The sequence below is a fragment of the Kribbella sp. NPDC050470 genome, from assembly GCF_044458365.1.
Classification (GTDB): domain Bacteria; phylum Actinomycetota; class Actinomycetes; order Propionibacteriales; family Kribbellaceae; genus Kribbella.
In genome coordinates this window covers 334286-359947 of the sequence record NZ_JBITHV010000002.1, presented here as the reverse complement: position 1 = coordinate 359947, position 25662 = coordinate 334286, and the positions used below count along the sequence as shown (strand labels likewise).

The 25662-nt window shown below is 64.3% G+C and carries 19 protein-coding genes and 1 pseudogene; 15 read left to right on the top strand and 5 right to left on the bottom strand.

Annotated elements, in window-relative coordinates; translation table 11 throughout:
- Window positions 1-127: 127 nt before the first annotated feature.
- The 7 genes from ACIBGM_RS06310 (at window position 128) to ACIBGM_RS06280 (ending at window position 9215) form a co-directional block, all read left to right on the top strand.
- Window positions 128-532, top strand: coding sequence for a hypothetical protein (locus ACIBGM_RS06310; protein ID WP_360535027.1), 405 nt, complete (start codon window positions 128-130; stop codon window positions 530-532).
- Entirely contained in the window at window positions 529-1383 is an 855-nt protein-coding gene (locus tag ACIBGM_RS06305) for a PhzF family phenazine biosynthesis protein (RefSeq protein ID WP_396384670.1), read from the top strand. Before ACIBGM_RS06310 ends, ACIBGM_RS06305 begins: the two co-directional genes overlap by 4 nt.
- Before the next feature lie 172 nt (window positions 1384-1555).
- Window positions 1556-2110 carry an SDR family oxidoreductase gene (locus ACIBGM_RS06300; protein WP_396384669.1) on the top strand — a complete coding sequence of 185 codons (555 nt, stop codon included), beginning with the start codon at window positions 1556-1558 and terminating at the stop codon, window positions 2108-2110.
- 33 nt (window positions 2111-2143) lie between these two features.
- Window positions 2144-2374 (top strand): hypothetical protein, encoded by a 231-nt coding sequence (locus tag ACIBGM_RS06295; protein WP_396384668.1) that lies wholly within the window; start codon window positions 2144-2146, stop codon window positions 2372-2374.
- A gap of 829 nt (window positions 2375-3203) precedes the next feature.
- Window positions 3204-3326: a hypothetical protein gene (locus ACIBGM_RS06290; RefSeq protein WP_360535021.1), complete on the top strand. Its 123-nt coding sequence runs from the start codon at window positions 3204-3206 to the stop codon at window positions 3324-3326.
- Window positions 3327-3396: 70 nt separating this feature from the next.
- Entirely contained in the window at window positions 3397-5343 is a 1947-nt protein-coding gene (locus ACIBGM_RS06285) for a family 20 glycosylhydrolase (protein WP_396384667.1), read from the top strand.
- Between the two features lie 26 nt (window positions 5344-5369).
- The gene (locus tag ACIBGM_RS06280; protein ID WP_396384666.1) at window positions 5370-9215 is read left to right on the top strand and encodes a discoidin domain-containing protein; all 3846 of its coding nucleotides are present in this window, start codon (window positions 5370-5372) and stop codon (window positions 9213-9215) included.
- A gap of 639 nt (window positions 9216-9854) precedes the next feature.
- Here ACIBGM_RS06280 and ACIBGM_RS06275 read toward each other — a convergent pair.
- From ACIBGM_RS06275 to ACIBGM_RS06265, 3 genes and pseudogenes are all read right to left on the bottom strand, one after another.
- Window positions 9855-10038: pseudogene (locus tag ACIBGM_RS06275) on the bottom strand (transposase); the annotation flags it as partial.
- Window positions 9962-10384, bottom strand: coding sequence for an L-rhamnose mutarotase (locus ACIBGM_RS06270; RefSeq protein ID WP_360535013.1), 423 nt, complete (start codon window positions 10382-10384; stop codon window positions 9962-9964). The pseudogene ACIBGM_RS06275 and the gene ACIBGM_RS06270, both read right to left, overlap by 77 nt.
- A 45-nt stretch (window positions 10385-10429) precedes the next feature.
- Window positions 10430-11191 carry a FadR/GntR family transcriptional regulator gene (locus tag ACIBGM_RS06265; protein ID WP_360535011.1) on the bottom strand — a complete coding sequence of 254 codons (762 nt, stop codon included), beginning with the start codon at window positions 11189-11191 and terminating at the stop codon, window positions 10430-10432.
- Window positions 11192-11313: 122 nt separating this feature from the next.
- Here ACIBGM_RS06265 and ACIBGM_RS06260 point away from each other — a divergent pair, with 122 nt between their 5' ends.
- From ACIBGM_RS06260 to ACIBGM_RS06230, 7 genes are all read left to right on the top strand, one after another.
- Complete coding sequence (locus tag ACIBGM_RS06260; protein ID WP_396384665.1) at window positions 11314-12363, top strand: enolase C-terminal domain-like protein; 1050 nt, start codon at window positions 11314-11316, stop codon at window positions 12361-12363.
- 152 nt (window positions 12364-12515) lie between these two features.
- Entirely contained in the window at window positions 12516-13781 is a 1266-nt protein-coding gene (locus ACIBGM_RS06255; RefSeq protein ID WP_360535007.1) for an extracellular solute-binding protein, read from the top strand.
- Between the two features lie 73 nt (window positions 13782-13854).
- Window positions 13855-14754, top strand: coding sequence for a sugar ABC transporter permease (locus tag ACIBGM_RS06250; protein ID WP_360535005.1), 900 nt, complete (start codon window positions 13855-13857; stop codon window positions 14752-14754).
- Complete coding sequence (locus ACIBGM_RS06245; RefSeq protein WP_396384664.1) at window positions 14751-15701, top strand: carbohydrate ABC transporter permease; 951 nt, start codon at window positions 14751-14753, stop codon at window positions 15699-15701. The genes ACIBGM_RS06250 and ACIBGM_RS06245 overlap by 4 nt, the downstream gene beginning before the upstream one ends.
- Window positions 15682-16965, top strand: a complete 1284-nt coding sequence (locus ACIBGM_RS06240) for a Gfo/Idh/MocA family protein (protein WP_396384663.1) — start codon at window positions 15682-15684, stop codon at window positions 16963-16965. Before ACIBGM_RS06245 ends, ACIBGM_RS06240 begins: the two co-directional genes overlap by 20 nt.
- A 141-nt stretch (window positions 16966-17106) precedes the next feature.
- A complete protein-coding gene (locus ACIBGM_RS06235) occupies window positions 17107-21951 on the top strand; it encodes a discoidin domain-containing protein (protein WP_396384662.1) in 4845 nt (1614 codons plus the stop codon).
- Window positions 21952-22001: 50 nt separating this feature from the next.
- Window positions 22002-22352 (top strand): nuclear transport factor 2 family protein, encoded by a 351-nt coding sequence (locus ACIBGM_RS06230; protein WP_396384661.1) that lies wholly within the window; start codon window positions 22002-22004, stop codon window positions 22350-22352.
- 20 nt (window positions 22353-22372) lie between these two features.
- Here ACIBGM_RS06230 and ACIBGM_RS06225 read toward each other — a convergent pair whose 3' ends face one another.
- Window positions 22373-22669 carry an alpha/beta hydrolase fold domain-containing protein gene (locus ACIBGM_RS06225; protein WP_396384913.1) on the bottom strand — a complete coding sequence of 99 codons (297 nt, stop codon included), beginning with the start codon at window positions 22667-22669 and terminating at the stop codon, window positions 22373-22375.
- A 118-nt stretch (window positions 22670-22787) separates the two neighbouring features.
- On the opposite strand from ACIBGM_RS06225, the gene ACIBGM_RS06220 reads away from it, so the two are divergent.
- Window positions 22788-24218: an META domain-containing protein gene (locus ACIBGM_RS06220; RefSeq protein ID WP_360534991.1), complete on the top strand. Its 1431-nt coding sequence runs from the start codon at window positions 22788-22790 to the stop codon at window positions 24216-24218.
- Between the two features lie 555 nt (window positions 24219-24773).
- Here ACIBGM_RS06220 and ACIBGM_RS06215 read toward each other — a convergent pair.
- Entirely contained in the window at window positions 24774-25487 is a 714-nt protein-coding gene (locus ACIBGM_RS06215; RefSeq protein WP_396384660.1) for a hypothetical protein, read from the bottom strand.
- Window positions 25488-25662: the final 175 nt, after the last annotated feature.

Here is a 25662-nt window from a genome sequence, read left to right as displayed (position 1 = left end):
TGCGCGTAGCTCGGAGGCTTCGCCGGCGAGCGATCTTATGGCGTGCGGGCGATGGCGCATGCCTGCGAGGTTGGCGCCGTCGGTACCCTTGACCCAAGCGCCGGAACTGTTGTCCATCGGAGAACCCATGGTCGCGCCGCTGATCGCCGAGGCGGATGCCGTCATGCGAGCCCGGACAGAGTTGCTGTACGGGGAGTTCATGAGGCGCGAACGACGCCGCGCCGAAGCCCGCCCGCACCTGCGATCGGCGTTGGCGACGTTCGAGAGCTTCAAGGCGCGGCCGTGGGCCGACCAGACGCGGGCGGAGCTGAGGGCGAGTGGAGAAACGGTTCGTCGCGGCGGCACGGCTCATGGACGATACCTGCCGCCACGGGAGCTCCAGATCGCCAGAATGGTCTCGACCGGCGCGTCATCCAAGGACTGGCGGCGAACTTGTTCCTTGTTCCCGCAGCTCGACTACCGCTTGCGCAAGATCTTCACCAAGGCCGGCATCACGTCACGGAACCAGTTGCGTGCGTTGGAGGTTGGGTGAGCCTCCGAGTCCGAATCGTCAACGCCTGCCAGCGTGCTGGGCAGGGCGGAAGCCCGACTGCGGTCGTCGACGAGGCGGTCCTGAGTGATGCCGAGCGCCGTGCGGTGCCGGTCGCAGCAGGCACATCGCATGTCGTGTTCGTCTCGACCGACGGATCCGCGCCCGGCAGCCCGGCCGTGTCACTGCGCTTCTTCACCGCCGCGGGAGAACTGCCCGCCTGCGGACACGGCACGGTGGCTGCACTCGCGGTACTCGCCGAGCTTGCCGGGGTGCCGGAGTACGAGGCTGTTCTGCGGTCCGGGGGCCGGACCTTCGCCGGTTGGGCCACGGGCGGTGGTGACCGGTACGAGGCTGTCTTCGATCCCGGACCCGTGGAGTTGCGCGCCCCAGCGGGGGGCCGACCGGTCCTCGCCGCCTTGGGGGTCGATCCGGAGGCGGGGCTGGCTCGGTGTCGTATCGCCTCGGTCGGCCGACCCCGGATGCTGGTGGAGGTCTCGGACCACGTGGCCCTCATGAATCTCTCGCCCGACATGATCCGGCTTCGGGACGCCTGCGACGGGCTGGGATTGCTGGGTTGCTACGTCTACAGCGAGCCGTCTGAGCACGGGCGCGCCACCGCCCGCATGTTCGCTCCCTCGATCGGTGTTCCCGAGGACATCGCCAATGCCAACAGCACGGCCTGCCTGGCTGCCCACCTTGTCGATCGGGGCTTCCGCGCACTCAGCGTCGACATGGGTCACTCGCTCGGCGAACCCTCCACCATCATCGCCACCACCCGACCCGGTCCCCGAGGCCCGCTGGTCCGAGTCGGCGGCACCGCGACGATCTCCAAGGACATCTACGTCAGCTGACCCTCCAAGGCCCGATCGCCCGTCCCCGGAGTCAACTCAGGAGAAGAACCTTGGCGTTCGGGACTGGCGACCTCACGGATGCGGCCAGCGATGCTCGTCGCGCATTCTGCAAGGTGTGCCGGACAAGACATCCTCTCGGTCCTCTCCTACTGTCGACTGCGGCAGCAGACGCGTGATCGCCGTGGCCGGTGCAACGGGCGCCGTCGGAGTGTTCGTAGTACGTGCGCTCGAAACGCGAGGTCTCGGCGTCGTGCCGATCTCCCGGGCGAACGGTGTCGACCTGCTGAACGTGCGCGGCCTGACCGAGGCGCTCAAAGGGGCTGACGCGGTGATCGACGTCAGCAGCGTGGTCACGGCCCGCCGCGGAGAGTCGGTCGAGTTCTTCAGCCACGCTACTCAGAACATCTTGACCGCCGAGCAGTTTGCAGGTGTCCGGCACCACGTGGCGCTTTCCATCGTGGGAGTCGACAGAGTCCGGTACGGATACTACGAGGGCAAGCATGTCCAGGAAGAGCTGGTCCGTTCATCTGCCATACCTCACACCGTGTTGCGGGCGACACAGCTCCACGAGTTCGCCGGTCAGATGCTGGACAGGATGCGGTTCGGACCGGTGTCCGCCATCCCGTCAATGCTGTGCCGGCCGGTAGCCGCCGCTGAGGTCGCGGACCTGCTGGTGGACATCGCCGACACCGGGCCGGATTGGTCCGACGGATCGTCGATGGCATAGATGGCCGGACCGGAGGTCCTCACGCTGTACGCCATGGTGAGAAAGCTGCGGCGCGCCCGCGGCGACCACCATCCGGCGGTCCCGGTGACTGTTCCGGGGCGTGCGGGGAAAGTGATGCGTAACGGTGGGCTGCTCCCCATCGGGCCGTACCACCGAGGCGTTGTCACCTTCGATGCCTGGCTCTCGGATCCGCTGTCGGCCGCGGGCGGGTACCCGCGGCAATCTACCCGAACGCGGTCGGCCAAGGTCGGCGGGCGGCACTGAACCGTCGCACAAGATCTCATCACGGGACCCGCAGGCATTCCGCATCCGGATCACACGGCTCGGCATTGCGAAGCGGCGCTCCGCAGATCCATTTTCCTCTAAAGGACACAGCTCAGTTGGACCACAGCAACAGCAGCGTTCATCGGAGCGAGTGGAACAAGACAGGCGAAATCACCGATGCGACCGTCGCTCCAGCGCTGGAATTCTGATGCTGTGTCAACGATGGTGTCCTCCCTCTGGGGTGCGCGTCTCCTGGCGCCTGGACCACCTGGCGCGAACCGCACTGAAACCAGAAAGATCACAATCGCCTGCGCAGCACGCGTCGCGGGCCGGCCTAGCGGCACAGAGACGGGCTCGACACGCGCCCCCCAGGGCTCCGGTGGAGGAAGGATGTCCGGTGTGGCCAGTACAACTGCCACGATCAAGAGACCCGGCAGTACGAGACCGATCGCGATACTCACAGCGATGACGGCGGTTTGATCCGGAGCCTCCCAGAACCAATCCGGCTGCGCCATCATCCAACCCGCTGCCACCGGGCCGACGATGCCGTAGGCAAGAAGTCCACTGGTCGCAACCCTGAACGACCAGTGGCCGGTCGGAGTGGACCGAGTGTCGCGCCCTGTCTGCTGCCGATACCGTCGACCGTCGGTCAACAGATAGGCCAGCACGATGACGACGGCCGGCACTGTCCAGGCCTCGCTGCTGCAGTGTCGCACGTAAGGCTGCTCCCGATCTTGTCCTCTCGTTAGACATGTGCTGTTATGACGTCTTATGGGAAGACAAGTGAGGATCACCTGCCGGGCTCGCCGGCGCACGACGGTGCGGGGCGGTGCTGGTGATCACGACCGACGACGGTGTGCCCGCCCTCAAGTCAGGCGACAACACGAACACCCTCACCACCAGCGGTTCATGGACGGTCTACGACGCGATCGGCGTCCGGCAACTCCCGTGAGTTGACCGCCAAACAAGTGATGTAGCTCCGACTAATCGCCTCATTCGCCCGCTCACGTTGAGGAAACACGATGAAGCTTCTACGGTCACTGTCCCGCGGCGTGCTCGCTGTGGTTGTCGGGCTGGCTGCCACCATGGTGGCGTCGAGCCCGGCGGCCGGACAGAGCATGTCGAATCCCAAGCCACTGACCATTCCGGCGCTGCAGGAGTGGTCCGGCGGCACCGGCTCGTTTACGTTCACTGGCGCCACCAGGATCGTTTGGTCCAGGACGTACGCGCCGACGTTGGCGTCGACGAGCCAGGTCTTCGCCGACGACTTGCTGGCGCTGACCGGTCGCCCGGTCACGCGGTTCGCCGGTACCGTGGCCGACCTGCGGCCCGGTGACATCTTCTTGACGCTCGGCTCGACCGACAGCGGACTCGGCGCCGAGGGGTACGCACTCTCGATCACCGACAAGATCACCATCACCGCCCGCGACGAGCGCGGCGCCTTCTACGGCACCCGTACCGTCCTGCAGTTGCTCAAGCAGAGCACCTCGATCCCGCAGGGCGCCGCGCGGGACTGGCCGCTCAAGCCCGAGCGCGGACTGATGGTGGACAACGGCCGCAAGTACTTCACGCCGCAATGGCTGCGGGACCACGTGAAGGAACTGGCCTATCTCAAGATGAACTACTTCCACCTGCATCTGTCGGACAACAAAGGCTTCCGGATCGAGAGCACGTCGCACCCGGAGATCGTCTCGCCGGAGCACCTGACCAAACAGGAGGTCAGGGACCTCATCGCGCTCGCCGCGAAGTACAAGGTCACGATCGTGCCGGAGATCGACGCGCCGGGCCACATGACGCCCATCCTGGCCGCCCACCCCGAGCTGAAACTGATCAGCAACACCGGCGCGGTGCAGGGCTCGTACATCGACCTCAGCAAGCCCGCGGCCTACGCGCTGATCAAGGATCTGTACGACGAGTATCTGCCGCTGTTCCCCGGCCCGTACTTCCATATCGGCGCCGACGAGTACCACGTCGCCTACAACTCCTACCCACAGCTCGAGCAGTACGCCAAGGCGACGTACGGCGCCAACGCCATCGGCAAGGACGCCTACCTCGGCTTCATCAACTGGGCCAACGACATCATTCGCGCGGCCGGTAAGACCACCCGGGCCTGGAACGACGGCATCGGCGGCGGCAGTGCGGTCACGGTCGACACCAACGTCATCCTGGAGTTCTGGTACAACTACGGCAAATCGCCGCAGACGCACATCGACAACGGCCATCTGATCTCCAACGAAAGCTGGACGCCGACCTACTACGTGCTGCACGCCGGCGGTCCGGCTGGCCCGTCCAGTCAGTGGGGATACGACACCTGGAACCCCGACCTGTTCCAGGGCGGCCAGGCGATTACGGAAGCGTCGAAATCGAAGAACCTCGGCTCGAAGCTCCATGTGTGGTGCGACAACCCCGACGTGGCCACCGAGGCGCGGATCGCCTCCGACATCAAACAAGGGCTGCGGATGCTGGCCCAGCAGACCTGGGGCTCGCCGAAGCTGGTGACGCCCTGGTCGAATTTCGTCTCGGCGATCAACACGATCGGCCGCAACCCGGCCTGGACGTCCAACGTCCAGCCAGGCAACCTCGCCGCGGACAAGCCGGTGACCGTCTCCAGCACCGAGACAGCGAGCTTCCCCGGCGTGAACGCCGTGGACGGCGACTACTGGACCCGCTGGTCCAGCGGCTACACCAACAACGAGTGGATCACTGTCGACCTCGGATCAACCCAGCGGATCGGCCGGGTCAAGCTCCACTGGGAGAACGCATACGGCACGGGCTACCAGGTCCAGGTCTCCAACGATGCCACTACCTGGACCACGATCCACGCCACGACCACGGGTGATGGCGGCATTGACGACCTGGCAGGCCTGTTCGGCTCAGGCCGCTACGTCCGCATGCAGGGCACAGCGCGGGCGACGAAATGGGGCTTCTCGCTGTACGAGTTCGAGGTTTACGCGCCCACGATCCAGTAGCGGCCCACCCACCAAGGAGTTTGATCGTGAGACACAGAAGAATTGCCTGTCTACTAGCTGTCGCGGCGATGATCGGAACGTCATTGCTGCTCGGCCCACCCAGGACGAAGGCCTACGCACAGCAGGTGCCGGGTAGCGCTCCGTTCATCAACTCGTGGCTGGTGTCGGGTCCGTTCGACTCGCCGGTGGCCGACAAGGCCTACGAGTGTGAGGCCGGAGAGGCCGTGAACTACGCCGCGCGGGCGTCCGGAATCACGGCTTCGTCGTCGACTCTTGCGGTGAACCCCGTGTCCTATCTGGTCGACGGGACCACCAGCAAGCAGTGGGTCACCCAGAACGACTCCAGCCCGTGGGTGAAGTTCACCTGGAGCACTCCTATCCCCTTGAATGAGGTGCGCATCGCGCAGTGGGGCGACTCGCGGCATGTGAACAGCTGGTATCACATCACCTTCACCCTCGCCGACGGGAGTTCCGTGGAGTCGGGCAGGGTCGACAGCACGTCCGCCAGCCCAGCCGCGCCGACCGTGTACTCCGCGCAGCCCGGGCTGAAGAACGTCGTCGAGATGAGAATCGAGATCGACAAGGGACGAGCGCCGTACCCTTCGATCACTGGACTGTCCGAGGTCGAGGTGTACGACCGGCCGGAACCGGTCGACGGGAAGGTCAAGATCGCGCCGAAGCTCGGCGAGTCGCTCGGCTTCGGTGCCGAAAGCCGTGCCTGGGAGTACTTCGACGACCGGATCTACAACCGAAATTACGACGACTACCAGGACCTGTACGGGTACTACGCCGTCAAGAAGGGTGTCGACACCAGGAACAAGTACGTCTACGCGAACACGTACGTCTACAGTCCGGTCGCCCAGGACGCCTACTTCAATGTCGGAGCGAGCGGGTCGTACCGAATCTACGTCAACGACCGCTGTATGACGCCCCCGAGCACGCCCGTGGAAGTGCAGAAGGATCTGACCAAGCAAGCGATTCACCTGCAGCAAGGGTGGAACAAGCTGATGCTCCAGATCAAGCACACCTTCACCGAGGACGTCAACTCGAACGGCGTTCCGATCGGCAAGGACCACAACGTCGCCTTCCTCGGGTTCTACGGACGAGTTGCAGACCAGTACGGCAACCAGCTCGGCGGCCTCGCGAATTCCGTCACCGGGCCGGCCTCGTCCTTGGAGATCGTTTCGCAGGGACTGTCGACGAACGACCCGCTCAAAGCGCCCTTGCCAAAGAACGACATGCCGACCGGATACAAGGAATGGCCGTACGTCTGGAACAAGTCGGTCACCACGGCGAAGCACGGCGTGATGGCTTCCGCCTTCCAGTTCATGGCCGCCGGAGGCGAACCCGGCTACACCTGGAAGATCATCGACGGCCGGCTGCCCGACGGACTGGAACTCAACGCCGACGGCACGATCGCGGACGGCCTGGTCGGCGGGAACGCCGACCTGAACAGCACCAAGGGCATCATCAGCCGCGCCGCCGCAACCGGTGACTACCACTTCACCGTTCAGGTGACCGACCGCGCGGGACAGACCGCCACAAAGCCGTTCACCACCACGGTGAAGGAGCGCCCGAACAAGTGGTTCGAGGAAGGCCGGGTCGGTGCGCTGACGCACGCCACCCCGACGTACAACTACTTCGTGGATCCGAACTACTCGGTCGACCGATGGGCAGCGCGAGCCAAGCGTCAAGGGCACTCGCTCGTCTCGATCGAGTCCCTGCAGCAGAACTACTTCTGGCCCTCCAAGTTCGCCGATCCACAACACATCAGGCAGCTCTACCTCCCCAAGGACAGCAGCGGCAAGGTAGTCGACGGGCTGAAGCAGTACGAGCAGGCCGTCAAGCGCCACGGGATGAAATTCGGGCTGTACTACGCCACCGAGGGCGGTGGCCTGCAGCACTTCTCCACCGACGTCTTCGTGCAGAACGTGGAAGACCTCATCCGGCGATACGACCCGACGTACCTCTACTTCGATGGTCCACAGGCGATGCCCAACGCCAACTACGACGTGATGTACAGCGCCGTGCGCGACCACAGCCCCGACATCATCATCGACTCGAACGCCTGGGGCGCAGAGTACGGCGACCCAGACCTGCGGACCGGCGAAGCCTCCGGCATCTTCGCGAACGCGGGCAAGAACCACCTGGTCAAGCGCGCGCCGATGGAACCCTGGAAGATGATTCATACGAAGAACCAGGCATCTCCGTACTACGGTCAGCGCGACGACTTCCGGCTGGTGACCCAGGAGATGGTCATGAACGCGGGCCGTGGCTACGTCGACAACAACGACCAGTCGGTCATCGACAGCCGCGGACCCAACTGGAACTCACCCACCGAAATCGCCACCAGGTACCCGAAGGGCGTCCAGGAATTCATCGACGTCAGAGAGAATCTGGCCGACTGGTTCGCGCCGACGGGCAGGCCTGAGAGGCACGAGTCCACCACCGGTACGACGCCGTACTTCCTGTCAGACTACGGCTACGATGACGACGGGCGGGGGAACTACGAGAAGTTCGCGTTCCCGAACACCACGACCGGACCGCAGTGGGGTTACGCGACTGCCAGGGACAACAACATCTATCTGCACATCATCAAAGGCCCCGACGGCAAGAAGGGGTTCGACGCGATCAAGGGAAGATCTCTGACGATTCGCCCGGTCAACGATCGGGTGACCTCGGTGAGTTGGCTGAACAGCGACGTCCCGGTGACGTCGTTCAGCCAGCAGGGCGACAGCCTCACTGTCAACCTTGCCAACGTCGCGGAAGATCCGATCGACACGATCATCAAGATCGTGACCGACAACCCGATGCGGAACTACCGACTGACCAACGTCGTCGCGAGCGGCGAGCGGCTGGCACCCGGAGTGCTGCGAGTCAAGGCCGAGGGATACATGACGTTCCCTGCCCTCAAGGCCAACCTTTCTGCGGTCACCTACAGCAGCACCGATCCTGGGGTGGCGCAGGTCAGTCCTTCGGGAATCGTGACTCCGGTGTCGGACGGCACAACCACGATCACGGTGTCCGGCACCCATGAGGGCGTGACGAAGCGCGGTGCGTTGAAGGTCAGGGTCAAGGGTCAGGTTGTCTACGTCGGCGAGGACCTGATCGGCGCATCCCTGCTGGTCGGTGGAAAAGAGACGTATGGCGAGTTCGGCCTGACCGACGGGCTTCGGTATGAGCTCGAAGGCACGTCGGCCAAAGGTGGAGCGATCGGATTGGACGCGGCCCAGATCAGATGGCACGGCGGTATCGTCGATCTCGCCGGCGGCAGCAACTACACGCCGGTCGCCATCAAGGAAGTGGACACCTTCAAGTTCGAGAAGAACAAGATCGTCACTCCGCAGGTCGAAAAGCTCACAAGAGGCGTCGTCTGGGCAGACATCACTCTCGACGGCAAGATGTTCACGACCAACCGCGTCTTCCTGGACCTCCAGCCGTATCGCAACCTGGCCAAGACGGCCGAAGCCTCCGCCAGCCACGACCCGGAGGCTCTGAGGAACCTGACCGACGGAAAGGCCATCGACGCAGGGAACTTCGACAGCTCGAAGTGGTCCGTTGCGGGGGGTGAACCGGCCTGGATCCAGTACAAGCTGCCGGCACCGGCCGATATCGCGAACATCAACGTGAACTTCAACTCGCTGAACCAGCGGTATCTGAACACGCCCAAGACGCTCAAGATTCAGACCAGCCTCGACGGAGCGAGCTGGAGCGATGTCAGTACCGTCAACGGCCCGACCGGCACGGCGTACTTCGGCTACTACAACCAGTACCCGGTGAATGCGCACGGCCAGTACGTCAGGTTGGTCTTCGACGGCGGATCGAACGGCTCGACGGCGGACCTCCTCGAGGTGGCCATCAACGGGAGGTAAGGCGGCCGCGGAACTGTGACGACCGCGACGGTCAGCGCCTCGCCCCAGCCAGAGCCTGGCGGGGCGCTGACCCGACCGAGCAACGCGGCCTCAGGTTTCGCCCGGTGCTGCGGCGCCGGTCGTGGAGTGCTGTGTGCGGGAAAGAGGCGGCTGTTGATCTCCTGCTCGAACTGCTCGAGTGTGGTGTCGATGTGTTCCGCCATCAGGGCCGCGGCGCAGCTCGTCACCTGCCGCGATCGCCACCGCGACATCCAGATGCTGCTGTGCACAGGAACATGCTGGACGACGCCCTGCCGATCGCGCCCTGGAACTTCTCGTCGGCACAGTTGAAGGACTCGAGGTCCCCGGCTTGCGCGGCGTCGGCAGTCAGTTGCGCGGCTTCGCGGAGCGACTTCACGTGCGGCGGGGTGGCCCGGCTGCGCTGCCAGCTGCGTCGTAGTGGTCTCGACGAAGCGACGGCACTCGAGGATTTCCTCCACCTGGCGAAGGTCGGTCGGCAGGAAGTGGGACAGCGACTGCCGGAGAAGCTTCCGGCTCCGCCACATAAGTCCTCGGCCAATCTGAACCGAGATCCGGCCCAGGGCTTGCCGACACGTTCCCGCCCGCCCTCGCCTGAAAGCCCCAGCATCCCCGCGCCGCCGCCGGGTCCCGCGGTACGTCGATCTCGACCGCGCCGGAGTTCTCGGTCAGCACGGTCTTGGAACGGGCCCCGTTGCGGACGTAGCCCGCGACCGGCTGGCCATGTCTCATGGCCGAGGTGCTCGGTCATCTCCTCGTTCCTCGCCGACTCCAGCACCACCTTGTTCAGCTGCCCGAGCTCGCCCGGTGTCGCTTGCTTCCTGCAGCCGCATCGACCAGACCAAGGCCGGTGCGGAGAGCACGGGAATCGCCGCGACCTCTTCGAAGCGCTCGACGAAAACTGCCATCTCCGCCTGCCAGCGATCATTGACCGGGTCACCGGCCAACCTCTGCTCCAAAAGGGCGAAGTCATCCACGTCGACAAGATGGAGGAGCGTCCGTCCGTCGCGCCAAATCGCCCAGTCCCTTACGCCGGCTCCGGTGAGGGACGCGTGGAGATCCGCTGGGATTCGTTGGTGAGCGGCCTCGTAGGCATCCTCCTGACCCTCGCGCAAGACGCTCACCAGGACCACCGGACGGAACCTGCTCATCGGTGACGTCCTTCCATGGCCCAATTCCTCCGAGGACCAGTACGGCTACGAGGTCTGGCTCGGCCGGGCATCGGGGGAGTTGGTCTTGATGCGCCAGGCTTCGAGGATGTGTGTGCGCATTGCGGTGCGCGCTGCCTCGGGATCGCCGGCCTCGATCGCTGCTGCGATCGCGGTGTGGCCGGTCTGTGCGTGTCGCAGTTGTTTGTCGGTGGGCGTGGTTCCTGAGTACCGCCTGCTGTCTCGGGCGTGGCCGTGGAAGCTTGCGGCGATGGCCTGCCCGATGTCGTTGCCGGACAGTGCCATGACGGCGTCGTGGAACTGTAGATCGAGGTCGAGATAGCGGGCGGGGTCGTTGAGAGCGTTGCTCAGTTGCTCGATCAGGTGTCGCAGTTCGGCTGCCTGCGCGTCGGAGCGGCGGCTGGCCGCCGCGGCGGCCATCTCAGACTCCAGTGCGACGCGAACGTGTACCAGGTTGTCCAGCACGGTGAGTGAGTTGTCGTGGCGGATTCGCGCGTCGAGGACGTCATCGTCCAGCGGGTTCCACTGTGTCATCGGCGCGACGACTGTGCCATGGCCCTGCCGGATGGTCACCATGCCTCGCTGCTGCAGGGACTGAAGCGCCTCCCGGATGACGATCCTGCTCACGCCGAACTCGTCGCAGAGCGCCTGCTCGCCGGGCAGCGCCTCGCCCGCCGTGAGGCGACCGCTCACCACGGCGTCGATGAGGTCCTCTACAACCGTCGTGGCCAGACGCAGCGATCGCCGCGACACGCGTTCGCCCTTGCGGAGTCCGGAATTGGTGCTCATTGGCAACCCGCTCACCTTCCAGTCGAAGTCTCAGGTAAGTCTACTCCACATCTTGTCCTGTCGTTAGACATGTGCTGTTATGACGTCTTATGGGAAGACAAGTGAGGATAGCGAGCGTGGACGTGCGTCCGGTTGTGATCCCGGCCGCGCGTCCGGCGTTTCGATGGCGGGAGGGTCTGCCGGGCTCGCCGGCGGGCGACAGCACGGGTGCGGTGCTGGTGATCACGACCGACGACGGTGCGCAGGGTCGGGCGTTCGACCCGCACGGGGCGATCGTCGGTGACATCACTCGCCGATTGCTGGCCGAAGCGCTGCTCGGTCGAGACGCGGCTGACCGTGAGCTGTTGTGGCATGCAGTCTGGGAGCTGGACCGCATCGAGGAGTTTCCGATCTATGCGCTGGGCCTGGTCGACGTGGCGCTGTGGGACATGGCCGGCCGGCGGGCGGGCATGCCGGTGCACGAATTGATGGGTACGTTCCGGCGCAGCATCCCGGCGTACGCGTCGACGACCACCTTTGCGACGGTCGGGGAGTTCCTCGAGGTGGCCGACCAGTGCCTGGAGCGGGGATTCACCGCGATCAAGCTGCACGCTTGGGGCGACGCGCGGCGTGACGCGGAGCTCGCTTGCGCGCTGCGCGAGCATGTCGGCGACAAGGTCGAGTTGATGTACGACGGCTCGGCCGGGTTCGATCTCGCGGACGCCGTCTACCTGGGCCGTGCCCTCGGCGACGCGGGGTACCGCTGGTACGAGGAGCCGATGCGTGAGTTCAGCATCACGGCGTACCGGTGGCTGAGCGAGCGCGTGTCCATTCCGTTGCTGGTCGGGGAAACCTCGGACGGCGCCCACTACAACATGGGCGACTTCGTCGCGAGTGGCTGCGCGACCTACGTTCGCACGAGTGCCCGCTACAAGGGCGGCCTGACCGGTGCGCTGCGGATCGCGCACCTTGCGGACGCCTTCAGGCTCAGGGCCGAGGTGCACGGCGGCGGCCCGGAAAGCCGCCACTTGTGCATGGCGATCGCAAACACCAGCTACTACGAGTCGCTGGTGACCAGCAACCCCATCGTGACCGAGGACTGCATCGGACCCGACGGCACCGTCGCGGCACCGACCGAACCCGGCGTCGGACTGCCGGACGTCATCGAGGAACAACTCGACAGGGCCGCTTGAATTTGGCGACCGACATTAGCAGCACCCAGACGGTGCATTACAGGGAATCTGGATAACCGCGCGACGCTGACGCCTCAGTTGGCACACGCGCGCCAAAACACCACGAAAGAGACAAAATGCGTACACGACGGCGTACCAAGCAGTCCGTGTTGATGGCCACTGTTGCCGCGTGGGCTCTAGCCCTCACCGGGTGCACAGCTAGCGGCTCGGAGCCCTCCAGTTCCGGCGACAAGGTCACACTGACCTTCCTCGTTTCCGAAACGCCGAACCTCACTGCGAAGTACTGGGATGACGCGATCGCTCGCGCCTCCGAGAAGGTGCCGGGCGTCACGATCAAGAAGGTCGTCGGCGAGAATACCCCGGCCTACGCGCAGCAGCTGTTCGCGTCTGGACAGGCACCTGACATCTTCGCGACGGGGATCGCGAACGGCCTTGCGCAGAAGGGCATGCTCGCTGAGTACACCCGCGACGAGATGGAAAAGGCCGGAGTCACCGACTTCACGTCGGGCACGATCAACGGCAAGTTCTACGGCATCGCCGTCGGCGCGCAGGCGATTCCGCTGGTGTACTACAACAAGGACCTTTTCGCGAAGGCCGGCATCAGCGAGGCGCCGAAAACCTACTCGGAGCTGCTCGATGACTGCGCGAAGTTGAAGGCGGCCGGCATCGCCCCGTTCGAAATCGGTGGCGGCGGCAAAGACACCTGGGCGACCACCTTCGCGCTGGTGTCTGCGGTTGCCGCCGACGTCCTCACCGTTGACCCGGGCTGGTTCCTCAAACGCACGAAGGGCGAGGTGAAGTTCACTGACCCTGTGTTTGTCGCCGCGGCCAAGAAGGTGCAGAACCTCGCCCAGAACGGGTATGGCGACAAAGACGCGATGACGCGCTCCTACGCTGACCTCGAGCAGGCGTTCCTCGCCGGCAAGGCTGCGATGTACCCGATGGGTTCGTGGTTTGCGGCCGCCGCTGACAAGGCAAAGCTGACCAACATTGGTGTCTTCGGCTGGCCGAGCGATGCCGGCAAGGCGGCCTTCCCGACCGTCAGCGGCGCGGGAATGAACGTGAATGCGAAGTCGAAGGACGTGGAGCTCGCCAAGAAGTGGTCGTTGGCATTCGCTACCGACAGGCAAAACCGTGACTTGGGAGTCATCACCGACGGGGATATCGTGACGATCAAGGACTATAAGTTCCCCGACAATGTCGGTGCGGTCTACAAGGAAACGGTGAAGGCCTACGACGCGGCTGTTGCAGCCGATGCGACGGTTCCCGCCTGGGCCAACATCACTGGTGATGGTGCACTGCCGCCGGGATTCTCGGACCTGATGACTGCGGCGAATGTCGACCTGCTGACAGGCAAGAAAACGCCTGAGCAGTTCGCGCAGTACCTCGACGAGCAATACGCTGCGGCGCAAAAGTAGCCGTACCACCTCAACCCGAGTGAGGGGATGGTGCCGGCACGGCCCATCCCCTCGTCGCGAAAAGGCCTCACGTATGCAAACGCAGAAAAAGCACCAGTCGGCTCCGCGCAATCCTCTTCACTTCCTCTTGTTTGCGCTCCCCGGCGCCGTGCTCTACGCGGTGTTCGTCCTCTGGCCACTGCTGGTCGCGCTCTGGTCGAGCTTCACCAACGAGGACGCCTACAGACCCACCACATCGTTCGTGTGGTTCGACAACTATGGTCGGTTGTTCACCGATCCGGCCTATTTGCAGACGCTCCAGAACACGGTGATCCTTGCCCTGATCTGCATCGTCGTGCCGAACGCGCTTGGCCTCGGGATTGCCGTTCTGCTCGACCGCGTGGGGTGGGCGTTCAACGTGATGCGTGCGGTGTTCTTCATTCCCGTCATCTTGTCGTCGGTGGTCGTCGCGGTGATCTGGCAACAGATGCTGAAAGACGACGGGTTGGTCAACGCATCGCTGCGGTCGTTCGGGGTGACCAACCCGCCCGGATGGCTTTCTGATCCGTCGCTCGCGCTGTACAGCGTTGGATGGATCACCGCATGGCAGGCCGTTGGCACGTGCGTCGTCCTGTACCTCGCCGGGCTGCAGAGCATTCCGAAGGAACTGCTCGAGGCCGCCTCGATCGACGGTGCTGGGCCCCTCAGGAGGTTCCGCACCATCACTTGGCCACTGCTTGCCCCGTCGGTCACCATCATGACCGTCCTGTCGATGATCGGCGGATTCAAGATTTACGACCAGGTCAAAGTCATGACGAACGGCGGGCCGGGCGTCGGCACGACCTCGACGCTCGCATTCGACGTCGTGCGAACCGGTATCGACGCCGGTGCGGTGGGCTACGGCGCCGCAAAGGCCGCTGTCATGTTCCTCATCATCGCTGCGATCTCGTTGCTCTCTATTCGAATTATGCGCCGCAGGGAGGTGGACCTGTGACCGTGGACACCGGCATAGGTAGCCGCACGAGCGCCGGCACCGGCCGCACCAGCGGCGGCGGAGGCGCCGCCGGCACCGGCCCTACTCCCCGGGGCCGTCGGCAGATCAACAGCCAGATCGAAGCCGGTCGCGCTGGGCTGACGCGCACGCTGATCGCGCTGGTCGTGACTGCTCTGTTCATCTACCCGATCTACCTCATGGTCCTGAACGCGTTCAAGACGCAGGACGCCATCTACCGGTACCCGGGCCTACCGACCATGCCGTTGACCTGGCGAAACTTCGTCGATGTCCTCACCCGCCCGGACGGGTTGTTCTGGACCGGCCTGATCAACAGTGTTCAAATCACCGTCGTCGGCACCCTGCTCTCGACCATGATCGCTGCGATGATGGCGCACTACATGGTGCGGTCAACCGGATGGTTCGCCAAGATGCTGTGGGTCATCATTCCACTAGGCCTCATGATCCCGCCCGCCACGACGTTGCTCCCGTTGCTGCGCATGATGCGAGATTTTGGGTTGATTGGCTCGGTGTTCGGGCTGATCCTGCTCTACGTGGCCGGTAGCCTGCCGTTCGGCGTGCTGGTGTTCACGGGGTTCATGCGAACCATCCCGAAAGAGCTCGAAGAGGCCGCGGCGATGGATGGTGCTGGACCGGTCCGTACGTTCTGGTCGATCGTGTTCCCATTGCTGAGCCCCGCCGGCGCGAGCGTCATCATTTTCGTTGCGGTCGGCCTGTGGAATGACTTCATTACCCCGCTGATCATTCTTGGCCCGGCCAACGGAAGCACCATCACCGTCGGCATGTACCGCCAAATCAGCGAACACGTCTCGAACTACGGCGCGGTGTTCGCGTACATGGTGCTCGCCACGATTCCGATTCTCATCTTGTTCATCTTCTTGCAGAAATACTTTGTGAAGGGATTGCTCGGTGGAGCAACAAAGGGATAATCGTCTCCGCGCCTCGGCGCGAGGCATCCGTCTTGCCGTGGCTGGAGCCGGAATGCGCGGGCAGGCGTACGCGACGGCCGCAGCCGCGATCCCCGGCGTCGAAATCGTGGCAATTGCCGAGCCGAACCCGACGACGACGGCCCGCGTCATCAGCCAATTTCCGACTGCGCAGGTCTTCTCGGACTGGCGCGAACTCCTCACGCAACCGCGCATCGCTGACGCCGTCATCGTGAGCCTGCTCGATCGAGATCACCGCGAGGCGAGCGTGGCGTTGGCCGAGGCGGGCTACGACATCTTGCTCGAGAAGCCGATCGCGACGAGTCAGGCCGATTGCGACGACCTCGAGGCCGCTGCCGCCGAGAACGGTGTCAGCATCACCGTGTGCCACGTGATGCGGTACACGTCGTACACGCGGAAACTTCGTGAACTTATCGACAGCGGCGCCATCGGCGACATCATGCAGATCGAGCACCTCGAGCCGATCGGGCACCTGCACTTCGCGCACTCGTTTGTGCGGGGCAACTGGCGTCGGTCGGCCGACACCAACAGCCTGTTGCTGGCGAAGTCTTGTCACGACATCGACTGGTTGCTCTACATCATGGGTCGGCCGGTTCAGCGGGTGACGTCATTCGGATCGCTCGGGCATTTTCGGCCAGAGTCGCGTCCGACCGGAGCGTCCGACCGCTGTGTGAGCTGTGCGGTCGAACCGGATTGTGCCTACTCGGCGGTGCGGTTCTATCGCAGCGGGCTGAACAACCCGGGCTCGCCCGAGGAGTACAACGCGCTCGTCATGGCGGGTGAGGTGGCGCCGGAGGCGATCGACCGGGCGCTCGAAACCGGTTCGTGGGGGCGATGCGCGTATCTCTGCGACAACGACGTCGTCGACCACCAGACCGTGCAACTCGAGTTCACTGACGGGCGGCTCGCGAGCTTCACGCTCTCGGCCTTCTGTGAGGCCGCGAACCGCAAGACTCGCATTTTCGGCACCGCCGGGCACATCACCGGCGACGGGCAGATGATCAGCGTGTACGACTTCCGGACGCTAAAAACCACCGAGTACGACACTGACGCGCTCGGCTTTGCGGCGGCGAGTGGGCACGGCGGCGGCGACGCCGGGCTGGTCGAGGAGTTCATTTCGGCGCTTCGAAATGCCACGCCCGAGGCGCTCTCGACGAGCATTGCTCAGAGCATGGCGAGCCACCGGGTGGTGTTCGCAGCCGAGGAGGCGCGGCGCACCGGCACCGTGGTTTCGCTGACGTCGTGAGGCGGTTGGGTCTTGCAGTTGACCGCTGCCATCAATAGGCGGCGCACCGCTCAAGAAGAATCCCGAGAGTCGACCGTCGGGATGGGCTGGCGAGGTCCCCGGCGGTCGGGCATCGATTATCTCGACAAACAAGGAGGTAGCGTGAGGAGACGACGAAAGATCCTGCCCGGCGTCGTGGCAGCTGCGATTGTGCTCGCACTTGCGGCCGCCGGCAGCGTTCTGTCTGGGCCGCAGGCCCGTGCGGCTCAGACGACTGGAAACGCGCCGTACCTGAACCAGTGGGCGGTGTCGGGTCCTTACACCGATCCGGTGGTGGAGCAGTCTGCTGCTCCCGTCGTTCCCGCCCTGGGCACGTCCCTGGTTGGTCCGAACGGCAGCGAAACATCCACCTGGCAGTACTTCGACGACCGCATCTTCAACCGGAACTACGACGACTACAACGACCTGATGGGCTATTTCGACGTCAAGCAGGGCCGGCCGACCGTCGACAAGTGGGTTCTGGCCGCAAGCTACGTCTACAGTCCTGTCGCGCAAACAGTTCAGTGGCAGGTCGGTGGATCGGGTCTGTACCGGCTCTTCGCCAACGACGCCGCGGTCGGGCAACAGGACCGCGTCCCAAGCCGGGTCGGCAAGGGCGGTACGAGATACCCGGTGCAGCTGCACCAGGGCTGGAACAAGCTGCTGATCGAGATGCAGCACAAGAACCCTGGTACCAGAAAGAATTTCCTTGGTTTCTATACGAGGCTCAGCGACGGTTCCGGCAACACTGTTTCCGGGCTCACGTACTCGGTCACCGGACCGAACGTGGCCAACGATCAGCTGACCATCGTCACCGAGGGGCTGAGCGTTGACCGGAGCGCGTTCGACGCGCGCAACGCGGACGTCCCGGCGAACGACTACCCGTCCAACACGCTGCCGTACGCCTACGACGAGAACCCGTATGTCGGGATGGTGGCAACCATCGACGGCAACCGGAACACGTCGAGCATCGCGCCGCAGGCGTCTCCCTTCGCCTTCCAGGCGGCCGGCGGGAGTCCCGGCTACACCTGGACGCTTGCCGGTGGCCAGTTGCCGCCCGGCCTGACGCTCGCATCCGACGGTCACATCGGGGGCACCGTCTCGGACGGCGCCCACGGCGCATCACAGAAGGACTACACGTTCACCGTCAAGGTGACCGATGGCCACGGCGCCACGACGACGAAGCCGTACACCATCACGGTCAAGAAGAACCCGGTCGACTGGTTCATCGACGGCAAGATGTCGGCCCTGTCCCACACGACCGGCACGATGCCGAACCTGTACGACCCGAACTTCAACTACGACGACTGGGCACAGACAGCCAAAGAGATGGGCATGACCCTGCTGTCGACCGAGAGCCTGCAGAACACCATCTACTACTGGCCATCGCCGAACGCCAACCTGACCCCGGACAACAGCAACAAGCTGTACAAGTACAACGCTCTGTTCCAGGCCGCCGACGGCAGTTGGCACGTGCGGGACCGGGTGATGCAGGCCAAGCAGGCTGCAGAGCGTTACGGGTTGAAGTTCGGCGTGTACGTGTCGTCGCTGTACGAAGGATCCGAGATCCTCGAGAGCGACATCCAGGGTCTGGTCGCCCGATACGACCCGTGGTACGTGTTCGCCGACGGGGGACCGGAGAGCTATTCCAACCCCGACGTCGCGTGGAGTTCCGCCCGCAACTACAACGACCGGGTGCTCATCGACTCGAACCCCAACGCGCAGACCGGCGATCAGGACATCACCCTGTACGAGCGTCCGTTCTGGAACAGCGAGCCGTACAACGATGGCGGTTGGCGTACCGGGATCCTCCGGCAAGGCCGCAAGGTTGCCCACGAGGAATGGAACGACCCGTACACGACGGCGCTGGACGTCTGGACGCAGTACGCCAAGGGCAACGAACGTGACAACTGGATCGAAGCCACCAAGGAACTCATCAACCAGTACGGTCACGGTTATGTCATGAATTACGACTCGTCCATCACCGTGACCCGGGGCATGGACAATCTGAGCAGCAACCTGGACAACACGAACATCTTCTCGATGGTGCCGATCTCCTCGCAGCAACTGTCGGACATGCGGACTTCGATCGTGAGGTGGATGGACAACGAGCGCGGACCCGATCTGCGCGAGTCGATGTACGGCACCACGCCGTACACCATGGACTACACCCTCAAGCCCGGCTGGTACACCGACCCGCAAAAGGCGATCGCGCACGGCCAAGGGCCGGACTGGGGCTACGCCATGGCCCGCGACCAGTACGTCTACATGCACATGATCAAGAACCAGATCGCCGGCGTCGCGAAGACGGGATTCACCGGTCAGGCCGAGCTGCGCCAGATCGGGCCGTTCGACTATCCGGTCGACAAGGTCGAGTGGCTGAACAAGGGTGTGGCGCTGCCCTTCACCACGGCCAAGGTGAACGAGAAGTACTACATTTCCATCGACACAAGCGACCTGGTCGCCGATCCCGTTGACACCGTCCTCAAGGTTTCGACGCAGAACCCGGTCAGAAACTACAAGCTGACGAGCGTCAAGCTCTTCAGCAGCCAGACCTCGCCGGAGACCCTGCAGCTTCGCGCCGAGAGCTACATGAACAACTACACGAACGTGTTCGCGCCGGCCCGGCTCAAATTCACGAGCGACAACCAGCAGGTCGCGACTGTCAGCGCGGCAACCGGCCTGGTCACGGCCGTTGGTGACGGCGCCGCGACCATCACCGCAACGGCAACCTACGACGACGGCGTGAATCCGCCGCAGGTCCGGACCGACACCTATCCGGTCAAGGTGCACAACCGTGCGATCTCGACCACCCTTCCCGTTGTCGGCGTGAACATGTTCACCAACGGTGCGCAGTTCTGGGGAGAGTTCCCGACCAACAAGGACATTCCGGTCACGTTCAAGGGCTTCACCCAGAAGGGCGGCGAGATCGACATCCTCGACGCCTCGAACGTCAAGTACCACTATGCGACGGTCGACGGCAAGCGTGACAACCCCACAGGGAAGGTCGTGGTCACCGAGGTGCCCGCCGACCGAACTCCGTTCGTTGTCAACGGCAACACGATGCGGTTCACCGGCACTGTTTCCAGCCCGACGATGTACAGCTACTGGGCCGACGTCACGGTGAACGGGAAGACCTACACGTCGACCCGGAACTACATCACGCTGCTTCCGGCCGCCAATTCCGCCGCCGGAATTACGCCAAAGGTGAGCACCGACACCGGCCATGCGAGGCTGCTGTCCGACGGAACGATCAACGACACGACCGGCGGCAACCTCGCCAAGTGGCGGGCGCCGGCAGGCGATGAGAATCCGAGCATCACCTACGACCTGCGCACGATGCAGGACCTCTCGCGGGTCAACATCTTCTTCAACCACCACATGCCGAACGCCGACAACGTCACGTACTACAACGTGCCGAAGAAGGTGAAGATCGAGTACAGCGCCGACGGCTCCCACTGGACCACCGGCAACGAAACGACCACATTGTCCGGCGCCGGGCTGCCGACCTCGAGGAACACACTGGCTGTTCCGCGCAGCAACACAACCTTGTATGCGTGGGAACAGGAAGGCCTGTACTACAACTATCCGGTCGATCCCGCGAAGCCCAGCGTGCACGCCCGGTACGTCCGAATCTCCTTCCCGGGTGGCGGCCAGGACGGCAGTCCGATCGACGTACTCGAAGTCCGACTGCAGTCGTTGCGAGACCTGACGGCCCTGGGCACTCTCGAGCTTCACCCACAAGCCGCCGCGGACGGCCAGACGGCAACGATCGACGTGAAGGGCTCCTCCTTTCTCGGTGCACCTGTTGACCTGAAAGACGCCGAGCTCACGATCACCAGCGACACCTCGTCCGTCGTGACCGTCGGTGCGGACAAGGTGTTGTCGTCGGCCGGGGCGGGCAGGGCACGGATCAACGTCACCGCGGAGCTGGGCGGCTACCGCGCCGGCGACTACGTCTACGTCGACGTGGATGCGGACGGACGGATGTCCTTCCCGGTGTTCCTGAAAGGCGTGAAGCTCGCGTTGAGTAGCAGTTCCATCGAGGTGAACGAACCAATCGTCGGATCGATCGAGGGAACTCTGAGCACCGGCGAGAAGGCCAACCTGTCGAAGGCAAAGACCGAGTACGTGCTCAGCGACAACAGACTGCAAGCCGTACCGGGAAGCAACACCATCGTGTTGAAGGAACCTGTCGCCACCGCGTTCCAGGCGACCGCCAAAGCGGTCGTGACCCTGGACGGAGTGGCAGTGGAATCCAGCCCGGCGACGATCGTGGCCCAAAGCAGCAATATCGCGGCCACGGCCACGGTCACGGTTTCCTCCGTCCGCGACCGAAACGGTGTCCCGGACGGCAACAACCAGGACGACCGCTACCTGGGGACGAAGGCGACGGACGGCAACAAAGCTACGTCCTGGGCCGCGAAGCAGACCGACCGGACCCCGTGGATCAAGCTCCAGTTCCCGTCACCCGTGGAGATCGACCGCGTCAACCTGGTCGACCGCGGCCATGACGTCAACCAGATCGTCGAAGGCGTGCTGGAGTGGGAAGGCGGCAGCAAGACGATCACCGGACTCAAATGGGACGGCCAGCCGGACAACATCGTGACACTCGACACTCCCGTCAAGACAAGCTGGGTGAAATTCACCATCGATCCGGACAACACCTACAACAACCCGAGCGGTGCAGAGTGCGGGTTGGCCGAGTTCGGCGTGTTCGAGGTACAGAAGCCAAAGGCAATCGTCGATTTCAAGTCGGTTGCCGTCGATACCAAGGTCGGCGACCTTCCATCGCTGCCTGCCCAGACCGAGGCCGTCTACAGTGACGGCACGACCGGATCGGTCGATGTGACCTGGGAACCAGTTACCTCAGACATGGTCGGCAAGGAGGGCTGGTTCATCGTGCTCGGAACCGTTGCTGGAACCTCGGTCAAGGCGACCGCGGTTGTCAACGTCCTGAATCGGTAGCCGCCACTGACGCTGAAGAAGGGCTCAACTCTGTGGCCCCGAGGCATCGGATGCCTCGGGGCCACGACCTGATGTTCAACGAGTGCCGCCCTGGCGAGGCCATCGAGCGGTACGTCGGCGACACCTACGTCCAGAACAATCCGCATGTCGGCGACGGCAAGCAGGCGTTCGTCGACTACTTCGAGCGCATGGCGGCCGAGTACCCCGGCAAGCACGTCACCTACAAGCGCGCCTTCGCCGAAGGCGACCACGTCGTCGTGCACTGCCACCAGACCTGGCCCGACGAAGACTATGCGGGCATCGACATCTTCCGCTTCGACCAGAACGGAAAGATCGTCGAACACTGGGACGTCCTCCAGGTCGTACCACCGACCTCCCAGAACGACAACACCATGTTCTGACCACTTCCTAAGCGGCGCGTTCAGTGGCTTCTGACGTAGCGGGCGATCAGTGCGTAGCTCTGGCAGGCCTTGTCGGCGTCGTTCATGTCATATCCGTGATCGGCTTGTGGGACGTCGACATGCTCGACCAACGCGCCTGCTTCGCGCAGCCGTCGTGCGTACCGCTTGCCCTCGGCGTGCAACCGGTCGAGCTCGGGCGTGATGACCACCGCGGGAGCGATCCCGGTGAGGTCGGTGGTGTCGCCCGGGTGAGCGGGGGGAACGAGCCGGTCGGCTCGCATCGACCGATCCGGTACGTACGCGTTGTCGAAGGTGATTGCGGCCCAACTTGGCGGCGCCGGAACCGTCCAGCCAGGACCCCATAGCTTGCGAGCGGCATCTTCTGCTGCCCTCCCGCGATGGTCCGCCCGCCTTCACCCAGCCGATACTTGGGGTATGTCGGAGATGGACCTGCCTGAGCTCGATCGTGCGGAACTTCGGGCGGTTGAGGTACTGCGTGGTGGTGTGGCTGTTGTGGTGACCAGGCCCAGTCCGATGACGTACGGCGTGGTGGCTCGTGATGCCCGTGCGATCAATCGTCTGAAGGATCGCCCAGTCGACCAGCCGGTCGGAATCTCGGTCCACTCGGAAGCCGCGCACGATCAGCTGTTCCGGTACCTCGACGTCGGGACCGACACTCTCGCCGCGATCGACTTCGCTCTCGCCGAGCGAATCTCCGTGCTGGCGCCGATTCGGTCGGACCCGACGATGCCCGAGTGGCTGGCGCCGGCCATCCAGGACGGCTGGATGCTGTTCTTCGACGGCTCCTGGGGGCGACTGGCGTTTCTGTGGACGAGCTTCCCCTTCCTGTATGGAAGTAGCGCCAACCGGACCGGCGAAGCTCCGGCCGCCTCCGCCGCCGAAGCCCGTGCGCAGTTCCCGGCCGAAACCGTGATCATCGACGCCGACCACCTCCGCGAGCAGGTCCCCACATACGGAGCCAGCACGATGATCCGCGTCGAACCGGACGGCCGGTTCTCCCTACACCGGTCAGGTATCCAGGACCAGGCGGCCGGCGGGGCCGGCGTACTCCTGGACCGACTGCGCGAGTTCCGATCCGCGATCGGGCGACTGGACGGATCGGCCAGTACGCCGATGGGCAAGGCGTATCTGTCCACCGCAGTCACTGAGGATGGCGAACCCAAGCAGCTGGTGCCGAAGACGCGTATCCGGCTCCAGTTCGCGCGAGTGCCCAACAAGAACGCGGACGGGCCACGGGTGTACGACGTCGTGCGAGCGCACGTCGGTTGCAACCGCATGGGCACAGCCGTCGCAGCCGGCGAACTGCTGGCCGACGGGAGCCTGTGGATCGACGGACTCGGCGGCACCCAGGTCGGCTGCCAACCGCCGCTACGGGATCAGGAGGAATGGTTGAAGACATTCCTGACGAGCAAACCCTCCTGGCGGCTGAACGGTGACGAGCTCACCCTGACCTCAGGCGGTACGACGATCACGCTGCTGGACCGGAAGGTCGCCGAACCCGACTTCCCGCTCGACGGGATCAGGTGGGAGGTCGTCACCACCATCACCAACGCCGACGTGCGCCACCACCGCTATCACGCGGAGCAGGCCTGGATCACCCTCGACGGCGAGCGTCTGACCGGCTGGACGGGATGCAACGAACTCTCCGGCACCATCACCCGCAACAACACAGAACTGAGCTTCAGCGACGTCGCCACCACCGCCCACACCTGCACATCCGAAACCGCCGAGGTCCAGGCCGCAATGCTGGCCACCCTCGGGCCCGCGGTCTCCTACACCATCGACTACAACCAGCTGACCCTACTGGCCCCGTCCGGCATCGGCCTCGACCTGAAGGCGGGGTAGAGCGGCCGCCCATTGTCGTCGGGCCCTAGACAGGATGTACACGTCCTGGGATGCATCCTGGTCCGTGTTGCCTCAACAGTCACGAGCTGTGACGCCAACGCAGGCCACTTCGGTACACCGCCATGACTCGCACTCGCCTGCAACCGGCACTTCGCAGCGCTGGACCCGTGCAGACGGTTTCGGACATCGACATCAGCCGGGTTGTCGGGTCGGGGTGTTAAGAAACGATCGCTTCTCAACACCCGCGTCAGCCCAGCGGCCGTCTCTTTCTGCGCACCTTGCGCATCGACCCACGAAGAGTGCGAGCCCGAGGAGGCCACCATCATTGCTACGACCATGCTGGGGATTGGAGGATCTTTGGAGAACGCGGTGCCGTCAAGGTGTCGAGCCATCCGGCAGGGTAGCACGACGGGACTTCAACCGCTCGAAGGTGCTCTCAGCAACAGTCTGCGGAGAGCCGAGCTTGGCCGGCGCACAGCCGTCCGGCCCCCGCCTGCTCGCACCCGGCGAGGACCTGCGCGCATGTCTCCGCGGCCATCCGCTGCGGTTGACGGATCAGCCGGCGGCCTTGAGGAGATCGTGCTGGAGTTTCGAAATGGTGGCGGCGAGTTGGGTGTCGGGGCGGAGGCCTTCGCTGGTCTCGCTTGACTCGGTCACCGACACCTGGGCGAGGACGTTGCCGACGACAAAGTTCGCGTTCGCAGTTGCCGTGAAGCGGGTGGGAGACGACTTCTTGAAGAGTCCTGAATCCGTCCAGGTGCGGGAGATTCCCCGAACCGTGAACGTATCGCCGTGCTCGTACTGGTCCCAGAAGCGGTCCTGGAGGGTTACCGCGCCCTCATGAGAACGGAACCGGTACAAGTACACAACCAGTCGTCGGTCGTCGGACGACATGCGGATACTGACGTAGCCGCGGACGAATCCGGTCCGGGCGAGCAGCTTTCGATCCTCCTCCGGCGTCCCGGACAGCTTGCTGACGAACCGCTCGGCGTCGAACGGACCGACCCGTTCCCGATCCCAGTCCCGAGAGGATCGTCTGGTGAAGGTGGCGGATCGGACGACCAGCCGCGCGAGATCGTCCTGTCGCGGCGTGGCAGTCGGCCGCGGCGATGCGGCTCGTGACGGCGTCGCCGCAGGAGTTGGCGCCGGTGATGCGGGAGCCGCCGAGACTATCGGCGATGCCGTCGGTGGCGCGACGCTCTGCTCAGCGGAGCTGCCGCAGCTGACCAGCAGTGGTACGGCGAGCAGGGCAACCCCGGCACGCAACATCTGGTGTTCCTTCCTCCCCGCCGGACTCGCTCGTCCGGCCGAGAGCAGACCCTACCCGGCGTCGGGGTGCATGTGCCCGCTCGCGCGCTGCGATGAGCGCTGATGACGCCCCGCGCCGCGGGTTGCGGGCCCCGCGCCTGGTCTGTCGATCGACGTCTCGGACCGGATCTGCCCG